Origin of the sequence: Pseudohongiella acticola (assembly GCF_001758195.1) — a bacterium.
GTDB classification, from domain to species: domain Bacteria; phylum Pseudomonadota; class Gammaproteobacteria; order Pseudomonadales; family Pseudohongiellaceae; genus Pseudohongiella; species Pseudohongiella acticola.
Genome location: NZ_MASR01000001.1, coordinates 1,005,063 through 1,020,745, shown reverse-complemented (window position 1 = coordinate 1,020,745; position 15,683 = coordinate 1,005,063). Strand labels below are relative to the sequence as shown.

Annotated in this window: 16 protein-coding genes; 15 read left to right on the top strand and 1 reads right to left on the bottom strand. The window is 54.6% G+C overall.

Going from position 1 to position 15,683, the window contains the following annotated elements:
• Positions 1-14: 14 nt before the first annotated feature.
• From PHACT_RS04225 to ureG, 15 genes are all read left to right on the top strand, one after another.
• Positions 15-1,373 (top strand): agmatinase family protein, encoded by a 1,359-nt coding sequence (locus tag PHACT_RS04225; RefSeq protein ID WP_211284379.1) that lies wholly within the window; start codon positions 15-17, stop codon positions 1,371-1,373.
• Positions 1,374-1,442: 69 nt separating this feature from the next.
• The gene (locus tag PHACT_RS04220; protein WP_070116062.1) at positions 1,443-2,288 is read left to right on the top strand and encodes a peptidyl-prolyl cis-trans isomerase; all 846 of its coding nucleotides are present in this window, start codon (positions 1,443-1,445) and stop codon (positions 2,286-2,288) included.
• Entirely contained in the window at positions 2,281-3,318 is a 1,038-nt protein-coding gene (locus tag PHACT_RS04215; RefSeq protein WP_139141435.1) for a HupE/UreJ family protein, read from the top strand. The genes PHACT_RS04220 and PHACT_RS04215 overlap by 8 nt, the downstream gene beginning before the upstream one ends.
• 125 nt (positions 3,319-3,443) lie before the next feature.
• Positions 3,444-4,730 carry an urea ABC transporter substrate-binding protein gene (urtA, locus tag PHACT_RS04210; RefSeq protein WP_070116060.1) on the top strand — a complete coding sequence of 429 codons (1,287 nt, stop codon included), beginning with the start codon at positions 3,444-3,446 and terminating at the stop codon, positions 4,728-4,730.
• A gap of 88 nt (positions 4,731-4,818) precedes the next feature.
• Entirely contained in the window at positions 4,819-6,462 is a 1,644-nt protein-coding gene (gene urtB / locus PHACT_RS04205; protein ID WP_245730578.1) for an urea ABC transporter permease subunit UrtB, read from the top strand.
• Entirely contained in the window at positions 6,459-7,610 is a 1,152-nt protein-coding gene (gene urtC, locus PHACT_RS04200; RefSeq protein ID WP_070116058.1) for an urea ABC transporter permease subunit UrtC, read from the top strand. Before urtB ends, urtC begins: the two co-directional genes overlap by 4 nt.
• Entirely contained in the window at positions 7,607-8,386 is a 780-nt protein-coding gene (gene urtD / locus PHACT_RS04195; protein WP_070116057.1) for an urea ABC transporter ATP-binding protein UrtD, read from the top strand. Before urtC ends, urtD begins: the two co-directional genes overlap by 4 nt.
• Positions 8,383-9,075, top strand: coding sequence for an urea ABC transporter ATP-binding subunit UrtE (gene urtE, locus PHACT_RS04190; protein WP_070116056.1), 693 nt, complete (start codon positions 8,383-8,385; stop codon positions 9,073-9,075). Before urtD ends, urtE begins: the two co-directional genes overlap by 4 nt.
• Entirely contained in the window at positions 9,072-9,968 is an 897-nt protein-coding gene (locus PHACT_RS04185; protein WP_070116055.1) for an urease accessory protein UreD, read from the top strand. The genes urtE and PHACT_RS04185 overlap by 4 nt, the downstream gene beginning before the upstream one ends.
• Positions 9,969-10,049: 81 nt before the next feature.
• The gene (locus PHACT_RS04180) at positions 10,050-10,352 is read left to right on the top strand and encodes an urease subunit gamma (RefSeq protein WP_070116054.1); all 303 of its coding nucleotides are present in this window, start codon (positions 10,050-10,052) and stop codon (positions 10,350-10,352) included.
• A 79-nt stretch (positions 10,353-10,431) separates the two neighbouring features.
• Complete coding sequence (locus PHACT_RS04175) at positions 10,432-10,740, top strand: urease subunit beta (protein ID WP_070118144.1); 309 nt, start codon at positions 10,432-10,434, stop codon at positions 10,738-10,740.
• Positions 10,741-10,776: 36 nt separating this feature from the next.
• A complete protein-coding gene (ureC, locus tag PHACT_RS04170; protein ID WP_211284400.1) occupies positions 10,777-12,471 on the top strand; it encodes an urease subunit alpha in 1,695 nt (564 codons plus the stop codon).
• A 22-nt stretch (positions 12,472-12,493) separates the two neighbouring features.
• The gene (locus tag PHACT_RS04165; RefSeq protein WP_070116052.1) at positions 12,494-13,024 is read left to right on the top strand and encodes an urease accessory protein UreE; all 531 of its coding nucleotides are present in this window, start codon (positions 12,494-12,496) and stop codon (positions 13,022-13,024) included.
• Positions 13,011-13,679 carry an urease accessory protein UreF gene (locus PHACT_RS04160; protein ID WP_070116051.1) on the top strand — a complete coding sequence of 223 codons (669 nt, stop codon included), beginning with the start codon at positions 13,011-13,013 and terminating at the stop codon, positions 13,677-13,679. Before PHACT_RS04165 ends, PHACT_RS04160 begins: the two co-directional genes overlap by 14 nt.
• A 91-nt stretch (positions 13,680-13,770) precedes the next feature.
• On the top strand, positions 13,771-14,472 hold the full coding sequence (gene ureG / locus PHACT_RS04155) for an urease accessory protein UreG (RefSeq protein WP_083264334.1): 702 nt from the start codon (positions 13,771-13,773) through the stop codon (positions 14,470-14,472).
• Between the two features lie 258 nt (positions 14,473-14,730).
• On the opposite strand, the gene PHACT_RS04150 is transcribed toward ureG, so the two are convergent.
• Positions 14,731-15,675 carry a response regulator transcription factor gene (locus PHACT_RS04150; RefSeq protein WP_070116050.1) on the bottom strand — a complete coding sequence of 315 codons (945 nt, stop codon included), beginning with the start codon at positions 15,673-15,675 and terminating at the stop codon, positions 14,731-14,733.
• Positions 15,676-15,683: the final 8 nt, after the last annotated feature.

Here is a 15,683-nt window from a genome sequence, read left to right as displayed (position 1 = left end):
TAATGACGCTTTGGATGCTGTTCGTCGCAGCACCCACCAGCAGTTTTGCACAGCAGGCCGAGGCTGACATACCGCCACAAATCATGAGCAAACTGAGTGGTCTGAGCGACGAGCAGATTGATTTTCTCCGTGGATTTCAGCCCTTGCGTGTTATCCCGACGCGACAAAAGCTGAACCAGGAGCTGGAGCGAAGAAACCCGGGGCAGATAGAACAGTTTGTCGCCGACATGATGATGGCGGTTGAAGCGATGGCCTTTCGCCCCGGTGTCGACATGGCGCAGATTCCATTGAACCCGGAAGCCAGCAGCTTTAACGGCTTCAAGGTGGTGCGGCCGCAAGCGCTCAATGAATACCTGCGTGAGCCCGGCCCTTTCAGTGTGCATCGTTATGTTCACCAGTGGGGCGGCATTCCAACCTTTGCCGGTGCTCTGGTCGCCATCGATCAGGCCGATCTCATCGCCGGCGATGTTGAGGTGGCAATTGTAGGCATACCACAAAGTATGAGCAGTGGTGCCCGTGACGCCCGCAATGCGCCAGAGGCGATTCGCAGTATGCATATTCTGGGCGAGCGCGACGTTTACTCCATGGTAGATCCGCTGGCGACACTGAATGTTGTTGACTATGGGGATGTTGCGGTCGACCGCATGAGTGTGCATCGGGGCATGGAGCATGTCTACCAGCGCATCATGGAAATTGCTGAGGCCGGTGCCATCCCCTTCATTGTTGGCGGCGATCATTCCTTGATGTATCCGACAGTTAAAGCAGTGCAAGACAATGAGGCAGACGAAGCGCTGACCGTGATTCATTTTGGTGCAAATTATAACGCCGAGCCCACGCGTGCACATTTTCTGTCTGATCGTGATGCTGTCTATCGCCTGATCACGGAGCGCGTGGTGGAAGGTGGCAATGTGATTCAGGTTGGGCTGCGTGGTTCGCAGGCAACGCCGGCAGCATTTCAGTGGTTGCGCGAACAGGGCGTTAGATACCACACCATGGCCGAAGTGGAGCGCCATGGCTGGGATGCTGTGGCAGCGCGCATTATCGACGAGGCCAAGTCTGCTACTGATCGCGTCTATATTTCGCTTGATGTCAGTGTCATTGATCCAGCGCAATTGCGTGCCGCTGGCCGGGCGGCTGCTGGCGGCCTGACAATTCGAGAGCTGGCACCTTTATTGCGTAGGTTATGTGCAGAGACGCAGATTGCAGGATTCGAAATCATGGACCTGGCACCGATGCTGGACCTGAGCTATGTCAGTGCGATGAATGCCAACTACATGATGAACACCTGCCTGAGTGGTGTCGCCATGCGCAAGCTGGGTCTGGACGATGACAGTTATCTGGATCCGGTGACCGTGGATCACGGGCAGAACTGAGCGGAACCGTGATCAGGCTAAGGGTTGGAGAATGCACAATCACAAGATTGAATTACATGGGGGTGGAACATGAGTGACATTAAAGTGGCCGAAAAAAGCAGAAAGCTTCTGACCGAGCCGTTGTCAATATTTGCCTTGGTAGCGGTTGTCATCTTTGCCTACAACGCCTGGTCCGGCAATAGCGACACCAGTGACGCAATGGCGGCCGGTGACCGAGACGTCGTGGTCATTGATGATGCAACAGTTGCGATGCTGCAGGAAAATTTCGCCTGGCTGGAAGGGCGTCAGCCATCTGAAGCAGAAACACAGTTGCTGATCTCAGAGTGGGTTGATGAAGAAGTGCTGTTTCGTGAAGCGCTGGCGCAGCAGATGCACCTGAGTGACAGCAAGATGCGCGCCCATCTGGTAGAAAAAGTCCGTATGTTGTGGGCCGGCTCTCCTGAACCGGTAGATGAGGCCGAGCTGCTCGACTTTTACATGGAGAATATGGAGTCCTATTACACCGAACCTACCCTGAGCTTTACTCAAGTGTACTTCGAAGAGCTGCCCGCTGATGCTGATGAGGTTCTGACAACGTTGAAGGCAGGGAGTACGGTTGAAGGTGAGCCTTTCTGGCTTGGCAAGAATCTTAACAGCTATTCGGAGAGTATTTTACGCAGCAGCTTTGGCGGCGAGTTCTATGAAACCCTCAAATCGGCGCCTGTCGATCAGTGGGTGGGGCCGGTTGAATCGGTACGAGGCTTTCACTTTGCCCGAGTAAGCCATAAAGGAGAGCCGGAACTGATGCCTTATAAGGCCGTGCGCGAGCGTCTGGATCAGGACTGGTCCGCGCATCACCGGCGTCAGAATGTCAGCGCCCGTACCGAAACCATTAAAGAGCGCTTCACGATTGTATTAGGAGCAAGTGGTGGTTAAACGTTTGCGATGGCAGCTGGCAGGGGCCCTGTTGTTGCTGATGTCATTCCCGGTCGCCGTCGCGCATTACCTGGACCTTGCCCAATTTACACTGGTACAACAGAACGTCGAAGATGAAGGGCTCTGGTTTCGATTCGATGCCAATCTGCCAGTCAATCTGGACGCCGAGCTGCCGGTCATCTGGCCGGAAGGGTGCTCTGTTCTGGAACGTGATGAGCGTCTTGAGTCTACCAACGCTGTCACGGTGAGCTTTGACGTCACCTGTGATGAAACCAGCAGTGGATTGATCCGGACCCGCTGGGGCCGCGACGGGGGCATGCTGGAGCTGCATCTGCTTGATGGCAGCGTGGCGTCCACCATGTTATCTGGTGGACGCGTTGGTGCCGAATTCAGTCTGCCTGACTGGACTGCTGCGGCGGCACAGGAGCCTGATGGCTTTCTGCTGACTGCGTGGCGTTACCTGATGCTGGGTACCGAACATGTTCTGATCGGACTCGACCACCTGGCATTTGTGCTTTGTCTGGCCATGATGGCACGTGGCACTGGTTTGTTGTGGCTCATCTCGGCGTTCACTCTGGGTCACTCAATCTCTCTCGCACTGGCCTATCTGGGTGTTGTTAACGTTCCTATCGTCCCGGTAGAAGCCATCATCGCTCTGTCTGTTGTTTTTATGGCACGCGAAGCCCTGTTGGCGCATCGGGCTGACAATAACCCACAGGCAGTGCAGCGCAGTGCGGAAACCTCATTCAGATGGCGCATAGGTATCACCACAGGCTTCGGTCTGATTCATGGTCTCGGGTTCGCCAGTGTGCTTGGCGGCCTCGGCGTGTCGGCGGCGGATACGGTTGTGGCGCTATTGTTTTTTAATGTCGGCGTCGAGATCGGACAGCTCATGTTTGTCATGACAGTGCTGTTGCTGTTGCTGTTGATGCGCAAGGTCCATCTTGATCAGAAGATGATCCGCGCCAGTGCCTTTGCCGCCGGTGGACTTGGCCTGTTCTGGACTATTGAACGGGTTATGGGCATCTGAACCAGCCCTTTGCAGCATTTGACAGGTCGCTACGTCAATTGACGCAGACATCATGGTTAATCGCCGACTTGTTGTTAGTCCGTCTGAATCTCCAAAATGAGATCAGATTTATTAAGGAGCTCATCATGCGCAACACTTCATTATTATCCCGAACCATAGTCACTGCTGCTGCCTGTCTTTTCAGCCTGGGCGCTGGCGCCCAGGAGCCGATCAAAGTCGGGGTATTACATTCATTGTCCGGCACCATGGCAATCAGCGAAACCACATTGAAGGACACCGTTTTGATGATGGTGGAAGCGCAGAATGAGAAAGGCGGTGTGCTGGGGCGACCACTGGAGGCGGTTGTAGTTGACCCTGCATCGGATTGGCCGCTGTTCGCTGAACGCACCCGACAGCTGCTGGCGCAGGATGAGGTAGATGTCATTTTTGGCGCCTGGACGTCGGTATCACGTAAAGCCATGCTGCCGGTACTGGAAGAGCTCAATGGCCTGCTGTTCTATCCTGTGCAGTATGAAGGCGAGGAATCATCCAAGAACATTTTCTACACCGGTGCCGCGCCGAATCAACAGGCGATTCCGGCCGTCGACTACCTGATGAATGATCTGGGTATCGAGCGCTGGGTGCTGGCGGGAACCGATTATGTTTATCCACGCACAACCAACCGGATTCTGGAAGCCTACCTGAAAGATCAGGGTGTGGCTGACTCGGATATCATGATCAACTACACACCGTTCAGTCATTCAGACTGGCAGAGTATTGTTGCGGATATCAGCCGTTTTGGCAGCGCCGGTAAAGCGACTGCCGTGGTATCAACCATCAATGGTGACGCCAATGTGCCGTTCTACCGTGAACTCGGTAATCAGGGCATTTCGTCTCTGGATATTCCGGTCATCGCGTTTTCTGTTGGCGAAGAAGAACTGTCTGGAATCGACTCGCGGCCATTGGTCGGTCATATGGCCGCGTGGAATTATTTTCAGAGTGTTGATACACCTGCAAACGATGCCTTCATCGCCCAGTGGCATGAATTCATCGGCGACACCAGTCGTGTGACAAACGACCCTATGGAGGCCACCTACATCGGCTTCAATATGTGGGTCAGAGCCGTCGAGAAAGCGGGCACCACGGACGTAGATGCTGTCGAACAAGCGATGATCGGCATAGAGACGCCGAATCTGTCGGGCGGTATGGCGGTGATGAACAAGAATCATCATTTGTCCAAGCCGGTTTTGATTGGAGAAATCCAGTCTGATGGCCAATTCCAGGTGGTGTCGGAGACTGACGAGCTGGTGCCGGGTGATGCCTGGTCAGACTTCCTGCCCGGTTCCCGTGACCTGATGTCGGACTGGACCGCTCCGGTTCGCTGCGGCAATTTTAATACTGTGACAGAAACCTGTTCAGGACAAAGCAACTGAGCTTCGATCAGGCTCTGGATCCACCTCCGCCGGGCCCCTCGCGGGCCCGACTGAAAGCCGACGGCATCCTTCGTCATGGAGTGAACGCGTGAGAACCCTCTGTTTGTTGATCTGCTGCTTCGTTTTCCGATTGGCGGCAGCGCAGCAAGCCCCTGAATCAGAGCAGTCGACGGTGGCTGCTAACGACAACCCTCTGACCCCTTTGTTGCAGGAACTGACCGATGCCAATCTGCGTCGCATGCCGTCATTGGTCTCTGAGATTGAACAGGCTGGCGGTCGGACGGTGTTGCCGCTGTTCATGGCCCTGCAGGACGGTGCACTTTATTATCACAGCGACAGTCTGGAACTGGTCGAACGCCGCGAGAGCGACGGCGGCCGGGTGACGTTAACTGATGTGTTTGACGGTGATGTGCTGACCGACATTAATGCAGATGCGCTCGAGCAGGTGCGCATCAATAACAGGTTGCGTGCGGTACTGCAGGCATCGGTGGCGCGGATCAGGCTGGTTCACGGCAATGACGCTGAACGTGAACAGGCTGCCCGCATCATGCTCAGCGACCTGGATGAAGATAATCTGGTGTTGCTGAATGAAGCGATTGCTGACGAGCAGATACCTGCAGTCGCGGCCATGATCAATGTGGCGCTGGCCATGAATGTGCTGGTGACTGATGCACCACAGACTGACAGGCTTGCGGCCGTGGCGACCTTGCATGGGAATCTGCAGGGCCCCGTGCGTAACCTGTTGCGCAGTTTTCTCGATGAACTGGGTCGCAACGAACAGGATCCAGAGGTGCGCTCAGCGATGGCCTCAGCCATGGCGAGCATTGAGCGTAAAGTGCGATTCTATGAATTGATGGAGCAGGCATTTTATGGCCTGAGCCTGGGCTCTGTGTTGTTACTGGCCGCCATTGGCCTTGCGGTGACCTTCGGTGTAATGGGGGTCATCAATATGGCGCATGGAGAAATGCTGATGCTGGGCGCCTATACCACTTATGTGGTGCAGATGCTGATGCCGGAATTCATCAATTATTCGTTATGGGTTGCCATACCGACGGCGTTCGCCGTGTCCGGTCTGGTTGGCATGTTCATCCAGCGGTTTGTGATTCGATATCTGAACGGACGGCCTCTGGAAACGTTGCTGGCAACTTTCGGCATCAGTCTGATACTGCAACAGGCAGTCAGAACGATTTTCTCGCCTTTGAACCGACTGGTGGTATCACCGGACTGGATGAGTGGCTCCTGGGATATCAATCCGGTGTTGTCACTTACCAACAACCGGCTGTTCATTTTACTGTTTTCAGTCATCGTGTTTGTCATTCTGTTGTGGATATTAAGAAAGACGTCGTTGGGTTTACAGGTACGCGCGGTTTCGCAGAATCGTGATATGGCCAAAGCCATGGGTATCCGCACTGACTGGGTGGATGCGATGACGTTTGGCCTGGGATCCGGTATCGCCGGTATCGCCGGTGTAGCGCTCAGCCAGTTGACCAACGTTGGCCCGAATCTGGGGCAAGACTACATCATCGACTCATTCATGGTGGTGGTTTTTGGTGGTGTCGGTAATTTATGGGGCACGCTGGTAGGTGCATTCTCGCTCGGCGTAGCCAACAAATTCATGGAACCGATGACCGGAGCGGTGCTGGCCAAGATCATCACGCTGGTCTTTATCATCCTGTTTATTCAGGTGCGCCCCAAAGGCCTGTTTCCACAGAAAGGGAGGGCCGCTGAATGAGCCAACTTGGTCATGCCTGGGGCGAACTGCGTCGTGGCAGCAATACCATTACGCTATTTGTTGTGGTTCTGTTTACAGCCACCGTGCTGGCGTCATTATCCAACCTGTTGTTGCCCGAAAACTCGGCCCTGCATGTCAGCACCTATACCATTACCCTGCTGGGAAAGTACCTGTGCTACGCGATGCTGGCGCTGGCGGTTGATGTGATCTGGGGCTACTGCGGCATCCTCAGTCTCGGTCATGGTGCCTTCTTCGCGCTGGGCGGTTATGCCATGGGTATGTACCTGATGCGTCAGATCGGGGATCGGGGTGTGTATGGCAATCCGGATCTCCCTGATTTTATGGTGTTCCTGAACTGGGAAAGTCTGCCCTGGTACTGGTTTGGCATGGACCAACTCTGGTTTGCCATGCTGATGGTGGGTCTGGTGCCAGGACTGCTGGCACTGGTTTTTGGCTGGCTGGCATTCCGGTCACGTGTCACAGGGGTTTATCTGTCGATCATGACCCAGGCATTGACCTATGCTCTGATGCTGGCGTTCTTTCGCAATGAGATGGGCTTTGGCGGTAACAACGGGCTGACCGACTTCAAGGAGATTGCCGGGTTTGAGCTCAGTGCTGACAGCACCCGAGTGGGACTGTTCGTGATCACGGCGCTGCTGCTGGGCCTGGTTTTTGTCAGCAGCCAGTTGATTATGCGCTCGCGTCTGGGGCGGGTGCTGGTATCCATCCGTGACAGTGAAGCCCGTGCCAGATTTCTGGGTTATCGCACTGATCATTTCAAGGTCTGGCTGTTTGTTTATTCGGCATTGATCGCGGCCCTGGCCGGTGCCCTGTATGCGCCGCAAGTAGGTATCATTAACCCGGGCGAGTTCAGCCCGGTCAATTCCATTGAGATCGTGGTGTGGGTTGCTGTCGGTGGCCGTGGCACTCTCTATGGCGCTGTGGTCGGTGCCATCCTGGTCAGCTACGCCAAGACCCGGTTTACCTCACTGGCGCCGGAAAGCTGGCTGTTCATGCTGGGTGCGTTGTTTGTCTTTGTCACGGTTTTCCTGCCCAAAGGTCTGGCTGGCTTGCTGAAGAAAAAGCAACAGTCAGACAGCAGCGGTGAGGATGACAGGCTGAAGCTGACAGGGGGGGCTGGATCATGAGTCCAGGTAGAATTAAAGCGCCGGATGTCTCGCATAAGGTCATTCTCTACATAGAAGCATTATCGGTCAGTTTCGACGGTTTCAAGGCACTGAATGACCTGAGCCTCTATATCAATGATGGCGAACTGCGCTGCCTGATAGGCGCCAACGGTGCTGGCAAAACTACGCTGATGGACGTGATAACGGGCAAGACCCGCTGTGACAGTGGACAGGTGTACTTCGGGCAGACCGTGGATCTGCTCAAACATGATGAAGCAGCCATCGCGCGGCTGGGCATCGGGCGTAAGTTTCAGAAACCGACCGTGTTCGAGGCACTCAGCGTGTCAGAGAATCTTGAGCTGTCCCTGAAAACCGGTAAGGGAGTGTGGTTTACCCTGATGGCGAAACTGGACTCGGAGCAGCGTGACCGAATTGATGCCGTGCTGACCACAATTGGACTGTCTGCGCTCAGACACAAACCCGCCGGTGTGCTGTCGCATGGACAGAAACAGTGGCTGGAAATCGGCATGTTGCTGGTGTCCGACCCCAGGCTGATGCTGATTGATGAACCGGTGGCAGGCATGACGGCGCAGGAAACCGAAAAAACCGCAGAGTTGCTGACCTCGCTGGCTGGCGAGCGCACGGTGGTAGTGGTCGAACACGATATGGAATTTGTGCGCAGTATCGCGCGCACCGTTACGGTGCTTCATCAGGGCAGTGTGCTCGCCGAAGGCACAATGGATCAGGTGCAAAACAATCCGGCGGTGGTGGAAGTGTATCTGGGGGAAGAATCATGATCGAGATTCGACAACTCAGCCAGCGCTATGGCGGTTCCCGGATTCTATGGGACGTTGACCTGAAAATTGAGCAGGGATCCTGCACCTGCATCATGGGGCGCAATGGCGTTGGTAAAACTACTTTGCTCAAATGCCTGATGGGCTTGCTGCCAATTGCGGCGGGCGAGGTGCTTCTGGACGGCAAGGCGATTCAGCACGTAGCGGCGCATCAACGCGCTCGGATGGGGCTGGGCTTTGTGCCACAAGGGCGTGACATTTTTTCCACGCTGACGGTAGAAGAAAATCTGCAGATAGGTTTGCCCTGTCGTCGAGACGGAGTCAAGAAAATACCGGAGCGGATATTCGAGCTGTTTCCGGTTCTGGCCGAAATGTTGCATCGTCGCGGTGGTGACCTGTCGGGTGGACAGCAACAGCAATTGGCAATCGGCCGGGCGCTGGTAACTGACCCCAAGGTACTGGTGCTGGACGAACCCAATGAGGGTATTCAGCCCAATATAGTCAGTCAGATTGGGGATGTGATCATGAAACTTAATGCTGAAGGGTTGACCGTTGTCCTGGTCGAACAGAAACTGGGGTTTGCCAAGCGCGTCGGCAGTGAGTTTCGCTTGATGGAAAAAGGGCGTGTGGTGGCCAGCGATAGCATGGCCGGGCTCAGCGATGAGCTCATCAGGCGTCACCTCGCGGTATGAGTGCCGTGCTGGCTGAACCGATTGCCGAGACGGCATCGGGAAGTGAGTGGCACGCCAGCCTGGCGCTGACATTCAGGCAGCGGGCGCGTGGTTGTCGCCTGACCAGCTGTATACATCAGGGCCCCCTGTATGTGCAGAAACCTTTTTATCCCGAAGGTACTGGTATCGCGCATATCTATCTTTTGCATCCGCCGGGAGGTCTGGTGTCGGGAGACCGACTCACGATCGATCTTGATTTGCAGAAGGGCACACGGGTGCTGGTGACAACGCCGGGAGCTGGCCGTATCTACCGCGCTCGTGGCGATCGTCGTTTGCAACAGCAGAGTCAGGTATTCGAACTGGCAGCGAATGCGGTGCTGGAGTGGCTTCCGCAGGAAATGATTGTGTTCCCGGGTGCCTATGGCCGCACCGATACCACAGTCAATATGAGCGCCGGCAGTACCTATCTGGGTTGGGAGATATGCTGCCTTGGGTTGCCCGTCAGCGATCTGCCGTTCACACATGGTGAGCTGCATCAGCGACTAATTATCCGCATGGAGGGCATGCCGGTGTTGCTGGAGAACCTGCACCTAAATGAGGCATCTTTCGACCTGATAGCAGCAAGCGTGGGCATGAACGCCTGTCCCGTGAGTGGTGTTTTTGTCGCCGGGCCGTTTCCCGGACATCCTGATGAGGCTAGCCTGCAAGCACTAATGAGCAACCTGCGTGACACGCTGTCGACACTCAGTCATGCAGGTCAGGCCAATGTCACTCTTATGAACGGCTTCCTTATCGGGCGTTATCTGGGGCACAGCTCCGAAGAAGCCCGGCGGGTGTTTATCGGGTTCTGGCAGGTTGTGCGCCCGTTCTTGACCGGCAGTAAAATGTGCCCGCCGCGCATATGGGCAACATAGCTGTGTGGTTTCATACAGTGGCAAGAAAAATGCATAACATCATTAAGCCAACATAAACCGACGGGACCTATTAGTAACAGCATGGAACTACTGCCCAGAGAGAAAGACAAACTGCTGCTTTTCACCGCTGCGCTGCTGGCCGAACGCAGACTGGCGCGAGGATTGAAACTCAATTACCCGGAAGCGGTGGCACTGATTTCCATGGAGATCATGGAAGGTGCGCGCGACGGTCGCTCTGTTGCGGAACTGATGAGTTACGGGAAAGAAATATTGTCTATCGATCAGGTCATGGATGGAGTTGCCAGCATGATTCCCGAGGTTCAGGTAGAAGCGACGTTTCCTGATGGCACCAAGCTGGTGACTGTTCATGATCCGATCAACTAGATATGAGTAAACAGGTGAGGCCAACTTTATATGTATTCATCAGGCAAAAACCATGAGTAATAGTGAGACCCAAAATTACCTGGTTCCAGGCGAGGTTCGAACCGCAACCGATGTCATTGAACTCAATGCTGGCAGAGAAACAATCACAGTATCTGTTGTAAATACAGGTGACAGGCCAGTACAGATCGGTTCGCATTATCATTTTGCCGAGGTCAATCCCGCCTTGCGCCTTGACCGCAGTCGAGTGCGTGGTTTCCACCTTAATATCGCAGCAGGCACTGCTGTTCGTTTCGAACCGGGACAAAGCCGTGAAGTCGAACTGGTAGCGTATGCAGGTGACCGCAGAGTGTTTGGCTTTCGTGGTGATGTTATGGGCCCCCTGGACTAGATCGGACTTGAAGCGGGAGATTCTATAGTGGCAAGTATGGATCGCGCGACGTACGCGCAAATGTTCGGACCGACCACGGGTGATCGCGTGCGTCTGGCTGACACGGACCTCTGGTTGCAGGTGGAAAAGGATTTCACGCGCTATGGTGATGAAGTCAAATTCGGTGGCGGCAAGGTCATTCGTGACGGCATGGGTCAAAGCCAGCGGGGCGACGCGCAGAGCATGGATGTTGTCATCACCAACGCGCTGATACTCGACCATTGGGGTGTCGTTAAAGCCGATGTTGGTATCAAACATGGCCGCATTATCGCTATAGGTAAAGCGGGAAATCCGGATGTGCAGGATGGCGTCACCATCATTATTGGCCCAGGTACCGAGATTATTGCCGGTGAGGGTGAAATACTGACGGCCGGCGGTATCGATTCACATATTCATTTTATCTGCCCCCAGCAAGTGGAAGAGGCGACCATGTCTGGCATCACTACCATGCTGGGCGGTGGCACCGGGCCGGCCACCGGCACCAAAGCCACGACCTGCACTCCTGGCATCTGGAATATGGGCAAAATGCTGCAGGCCACAGATGCCATGCCAATGAACTTCGGCTTTCTGGGCAAGGGCAACGGCAGTCTGCCCGAACCTTTGATTGAGCAGTTGCTGGCAGGCGCTTGCGGTCTCAAGTTGCATGAAGACTGGGGAACAACGCCGGCATCCATCAATAACTGCCTGAATGTGGCTGACTACTATGATGTTCAGGTCGCCATTCATACCGATACACTAAACGAGTCGGGATTTGTCGACGACACCCTGGCTGCGTTCAAGGGCCGTGCCATTCATACCTATCACACTGAGGGTGCAGGAGGCGGGCACGCGCCGGATATCATCAAGGCGTGTTCAGTGGCGAATGTATTGCCCTCTTCAACCAATCCGACCCGGCCATACACCATCAACACGGTTGATGAACATCTGGATATGCTCATGGTATGTCACCACCTGGACGCGGCGATACCCGAAGATGTCGCTTTCGCGGACTCGCGTATCCGCAAGGAAACCATAGCCGCTGAAGATATCCTGCACGACCTTGGCGCGTTCAGCATGATCGCCTCAGATTCGCAGGCCATGGGACGGGTTGGTGAGGTCATTACACGAACCTGGCAAACCGCACACAAAATGAAAGTTCAACGCGGCCCCTTGAAAGAAGACAGCGCCACGTCGGACAATTTTCGCGCTCGCCGCTATGTCGCCAAATACACCATTAATCCGGCCATCACCCATGGAATCGCTCACGAAGTCGGTTCCATTGAACCCGGAAAACTGGCAGATCTGGTATTGTGGAAACCTGCGTTTTTCGGAATTAAACCCTCACTGATCATAAAGTCAGGCATGATCGCGGCTGCGCCGATGGGCGATCCGAATGCATCCATCCCGACGCCACAACCGTCACATTACCGGCCCATGTTTGGTTCTCTGGGAGGCGCAGCGGCGTCATTGTCAGTGACCTTTACCAGCCAGCTCGCGCTTGAGTCCGGCATGCTCAGCAAGCTGGGACTCAACCGGAAGTTAAGCGCCTGCCGCAACACGCGCGCCATACGCAAGCAGGACATGATTCTTAATGACTGGTTACCGGTTATTGAGGTGGATGCGCAGACTTATGAAGTCAGGGCCAATGGTGAACTATTGACCTGCGAGCCGGCCACGGTGCTGCCATTGGCGCAACGCTACAGTCTGTTTTAGAAATTCTATTGAGGACATGGACATGTTGGAAGTGCACGAAAGGCTGGGCACCCAGTGTAAAGCGCCGGTCGATGTCCGGGTTATACTGACTCACGAGCAGCGTGATCGCGGACGTATGAGACTATTTTCCACAGAAGGCGAAGAAGTCAGGCTCTTTCTTGCACGCGGCACACCATTGATGGTGGGCGAATATCTGCGTAGTCAGTGTGGTCGGCTGGTGCTGGTCGAAGGTGCCATAGAGCCGGTTGTTATCGCCTCCTGTGATGACTGGGAGACGTTCAGTCGCGCCTGCTACCACCTGGGCAATCGTCATGTCAAAGTGCAGGTAGGGCCGCGATCACTTCGCATTCTGCCAGATCACGTACTGGAAGAAATGCTGGTGCTGCTGGGTTTGACGCTGCAGCACGCGCATCATGTGTTTGTGCCTGAACAGGGCGCCTACACCGGTCATGGCGGTCATTCCCATTCGCACCAGCAGCCTTTGGCGCCACCAAACAGCAAAGCTGGCTCGATCGAAGCGCTGGACATCTCGGGCAAGCATGAACACCACTGACCACGCCTTACTGCGCTTGTTGCACCTTAGCAGTGCCGGATTACCCGTGGGCGCCTATGCCTTTTCCCATGGTCTTGAGTACGCGATTGAGGCGTCATGGTTAAAGTCGGATAGTGATATCGAACGCTGGCTGAGTATGCAGTTACGGTTCAGCCTCGCTGCATTGGACCTGCCGATACTATTGCGTCTTGATCGTGCACTGGCAGAGAGCGACGTTGATGCCGTTCGCTACTGGAATGCACTGATACTGGCTAGTCGCGAAACCCGGGAGTTACAACTGACTGATACTGCCACAGGGTTGGCACTACAGAAACTGATGCCTGAGTTTGGTATGCCCGTGATTGCCATGCAGGGCCCGGTGAGTTTTGTCACCGTCTTTGCGCAGGCGGCACGTTACTGGCAGATCAGGTCGGAAATGGCAGCAATTGGTTTCTGCTGGTCGTGGATTGAAAACCAGGTCAATGCGGCCACCAAACTCTTACCTATGGGGCAGACCCAGGCGCAACGCATGATGCATACCCTACAGGGGCGGATTTCTGCTGTCATAGATGTAGCCGGGAACGTGGCAGATGATGATATAGGTGTCAGTCTGCCCGCGCTTAGCCTGGCCAGTATGCATCACGAAACCCAATATTCGAGGTTGTTCCGATCATGACCGGTGCAGCTTCTACTCGAAAACCAGAACACGTGCGTCATTCAGAATAATCGCGCAACCCGGAATAGTTGATAGCGCAGAGGAGATCATCATGATAACTGATAAATCCGGCCAGACCCTGAGAATTGGCGTTGGCGGCCCCGTCGGGTCCGGCAAGACCGCTTTACTAAAAGCCTTGTGCAGTGAACTGCGTGATTACTATGACATCGCTGTTGTCACCAATGACATCTACACCAAAGAGGATGCCAACTTTCTGACCCGGCATGAAGCCCTGAGTGCCGACAGAATTATTGGTGTGGAAACTGGAGGATGTCCGCACACCGCCATACGTGAAGACGCATCCATGAATCTTGCTGCCATTGACGAATTGATTGAACGGCACGGTGAACTGGAAGTCATTTTCGTGGAGAGTGGCGGCGACAACCTGAGCGCCACCTTCAGCCCGGAACTTTCTGATCTTACGCTGTACGTCATCGACGTCTCTGCAGGTGACAAGATTCCACGCAAAGGGGGGCCTGGCATTACCCGGTCTGACCTGTTAATCATCAATAAAACAGATCTGGCGCCCTTGGTGGGGGCCTCGCTACAGGTAATGCATGACGACGCTACTCGCATGCGTGGAGAACGGCCCTTTGTATTCAGCAATTTGAAGGCAGGCACAGGTTTGTCAGAAATCATCGGGTTTATTATCGAACAGGGCATGTTGCCGACACGTTTGCCCGAAGGAGCAACGACGGAAACCCATGTGTTCAGCAAGTCAGACCTGGCAAAATCAGAAAGGAGTATGCAATGAAAATAACGTCAGTCAGGAATCTAAAGAATGCAGGGGCTGCAAGCCTTTTGCTATGGACGCTGCCCGGTCTGGCTGCTGCTCACCCTGGCCATGGACTCGATGGGCTTTGGGTGCATGGCCTGATACACGGTGTCACAGTGGTATTGGCCATATCTCTGGTGGCTCTTCTTATCCCCGCGAGTTTGCGAGCTATCCGTCATCGCAGGCAGAAAAACAGACACTGAGGCAGGAGGTCATGGAAGCGAGACTGTAGTTCTCTCAGTCTCGCTCCAGAATACTGAGCGCAATACGAGCGGCAGCGGTACGATTTTGAACATTAAGTTTCTTGAAAATCTGCTCTAGATGCTTATTAACCGTACGCGGACTCATCTGTAGTATCTGTGCTGTTTCCCAGTTGGTTTTACCCTGGCTGATCCACGTAAGCACTTCGGATTCCCGCTTGGTCAGTTCAAGTTTCTCCCGCAACAGGTCTTCACCTGAACTTTCGTTGGCCTCCGACAGTTTGAGCAGTTTCTCTTCACCGTTGATATGACGAATAAAAGCAACTGTCAGTTTTTTCTCCTGCACTATAGGTCCATTCTTGCTGGTGACTGTCAGAATCAGGGTTTGTTCTGCCTGACGCTGTCTGGGTGACGGGGGAGAGAGCCAGTCACTCAGCGCGTCTGCCAGTTCCGTCTTTTGCCAGTTTTCACTGGCCCCGGCACGTGCGAACAGCGCCAGTGTCTGTGGTGTGGCCCAAAGGACCTGGCCCTGTGTGTCGACCGAGAACAAATGCTGGCCAGTGGAATCCAGCGCGTTATAGGCGCTGCTGGTCAATTTGGCATTGCTCAGGTGCACGGTCATCCGTGCCAGCAATTCATCCGGATTGATCGGCTTGGTCAGGTAGTCAACGCCTCCCGCCTCAAGGCCGCGCACAACACTGCCTGAGTCAGTCAGACCGGTCATAAAGATGACCGGTATCGAAGACAGCTCAGGAATGGCACGAAGCTCTCTACAAGTATCGAAACCGTCCTTGTGCGGCATGATGGCGTCCATCAGGATCATGTCGGGCCGGATACGTCGGGCGATGGTCAGCGCCTGTTTGCCCTCAAGGGCTACCAGCACATCGTAGCCGGCTTCTTCCAGTGTGTCGTTGACAAAGCTCAGCGATTCCGGAGAATCGTCGACCACCAAAATAACATTAGAATACGATTTTTTATTCATAGGGTTCT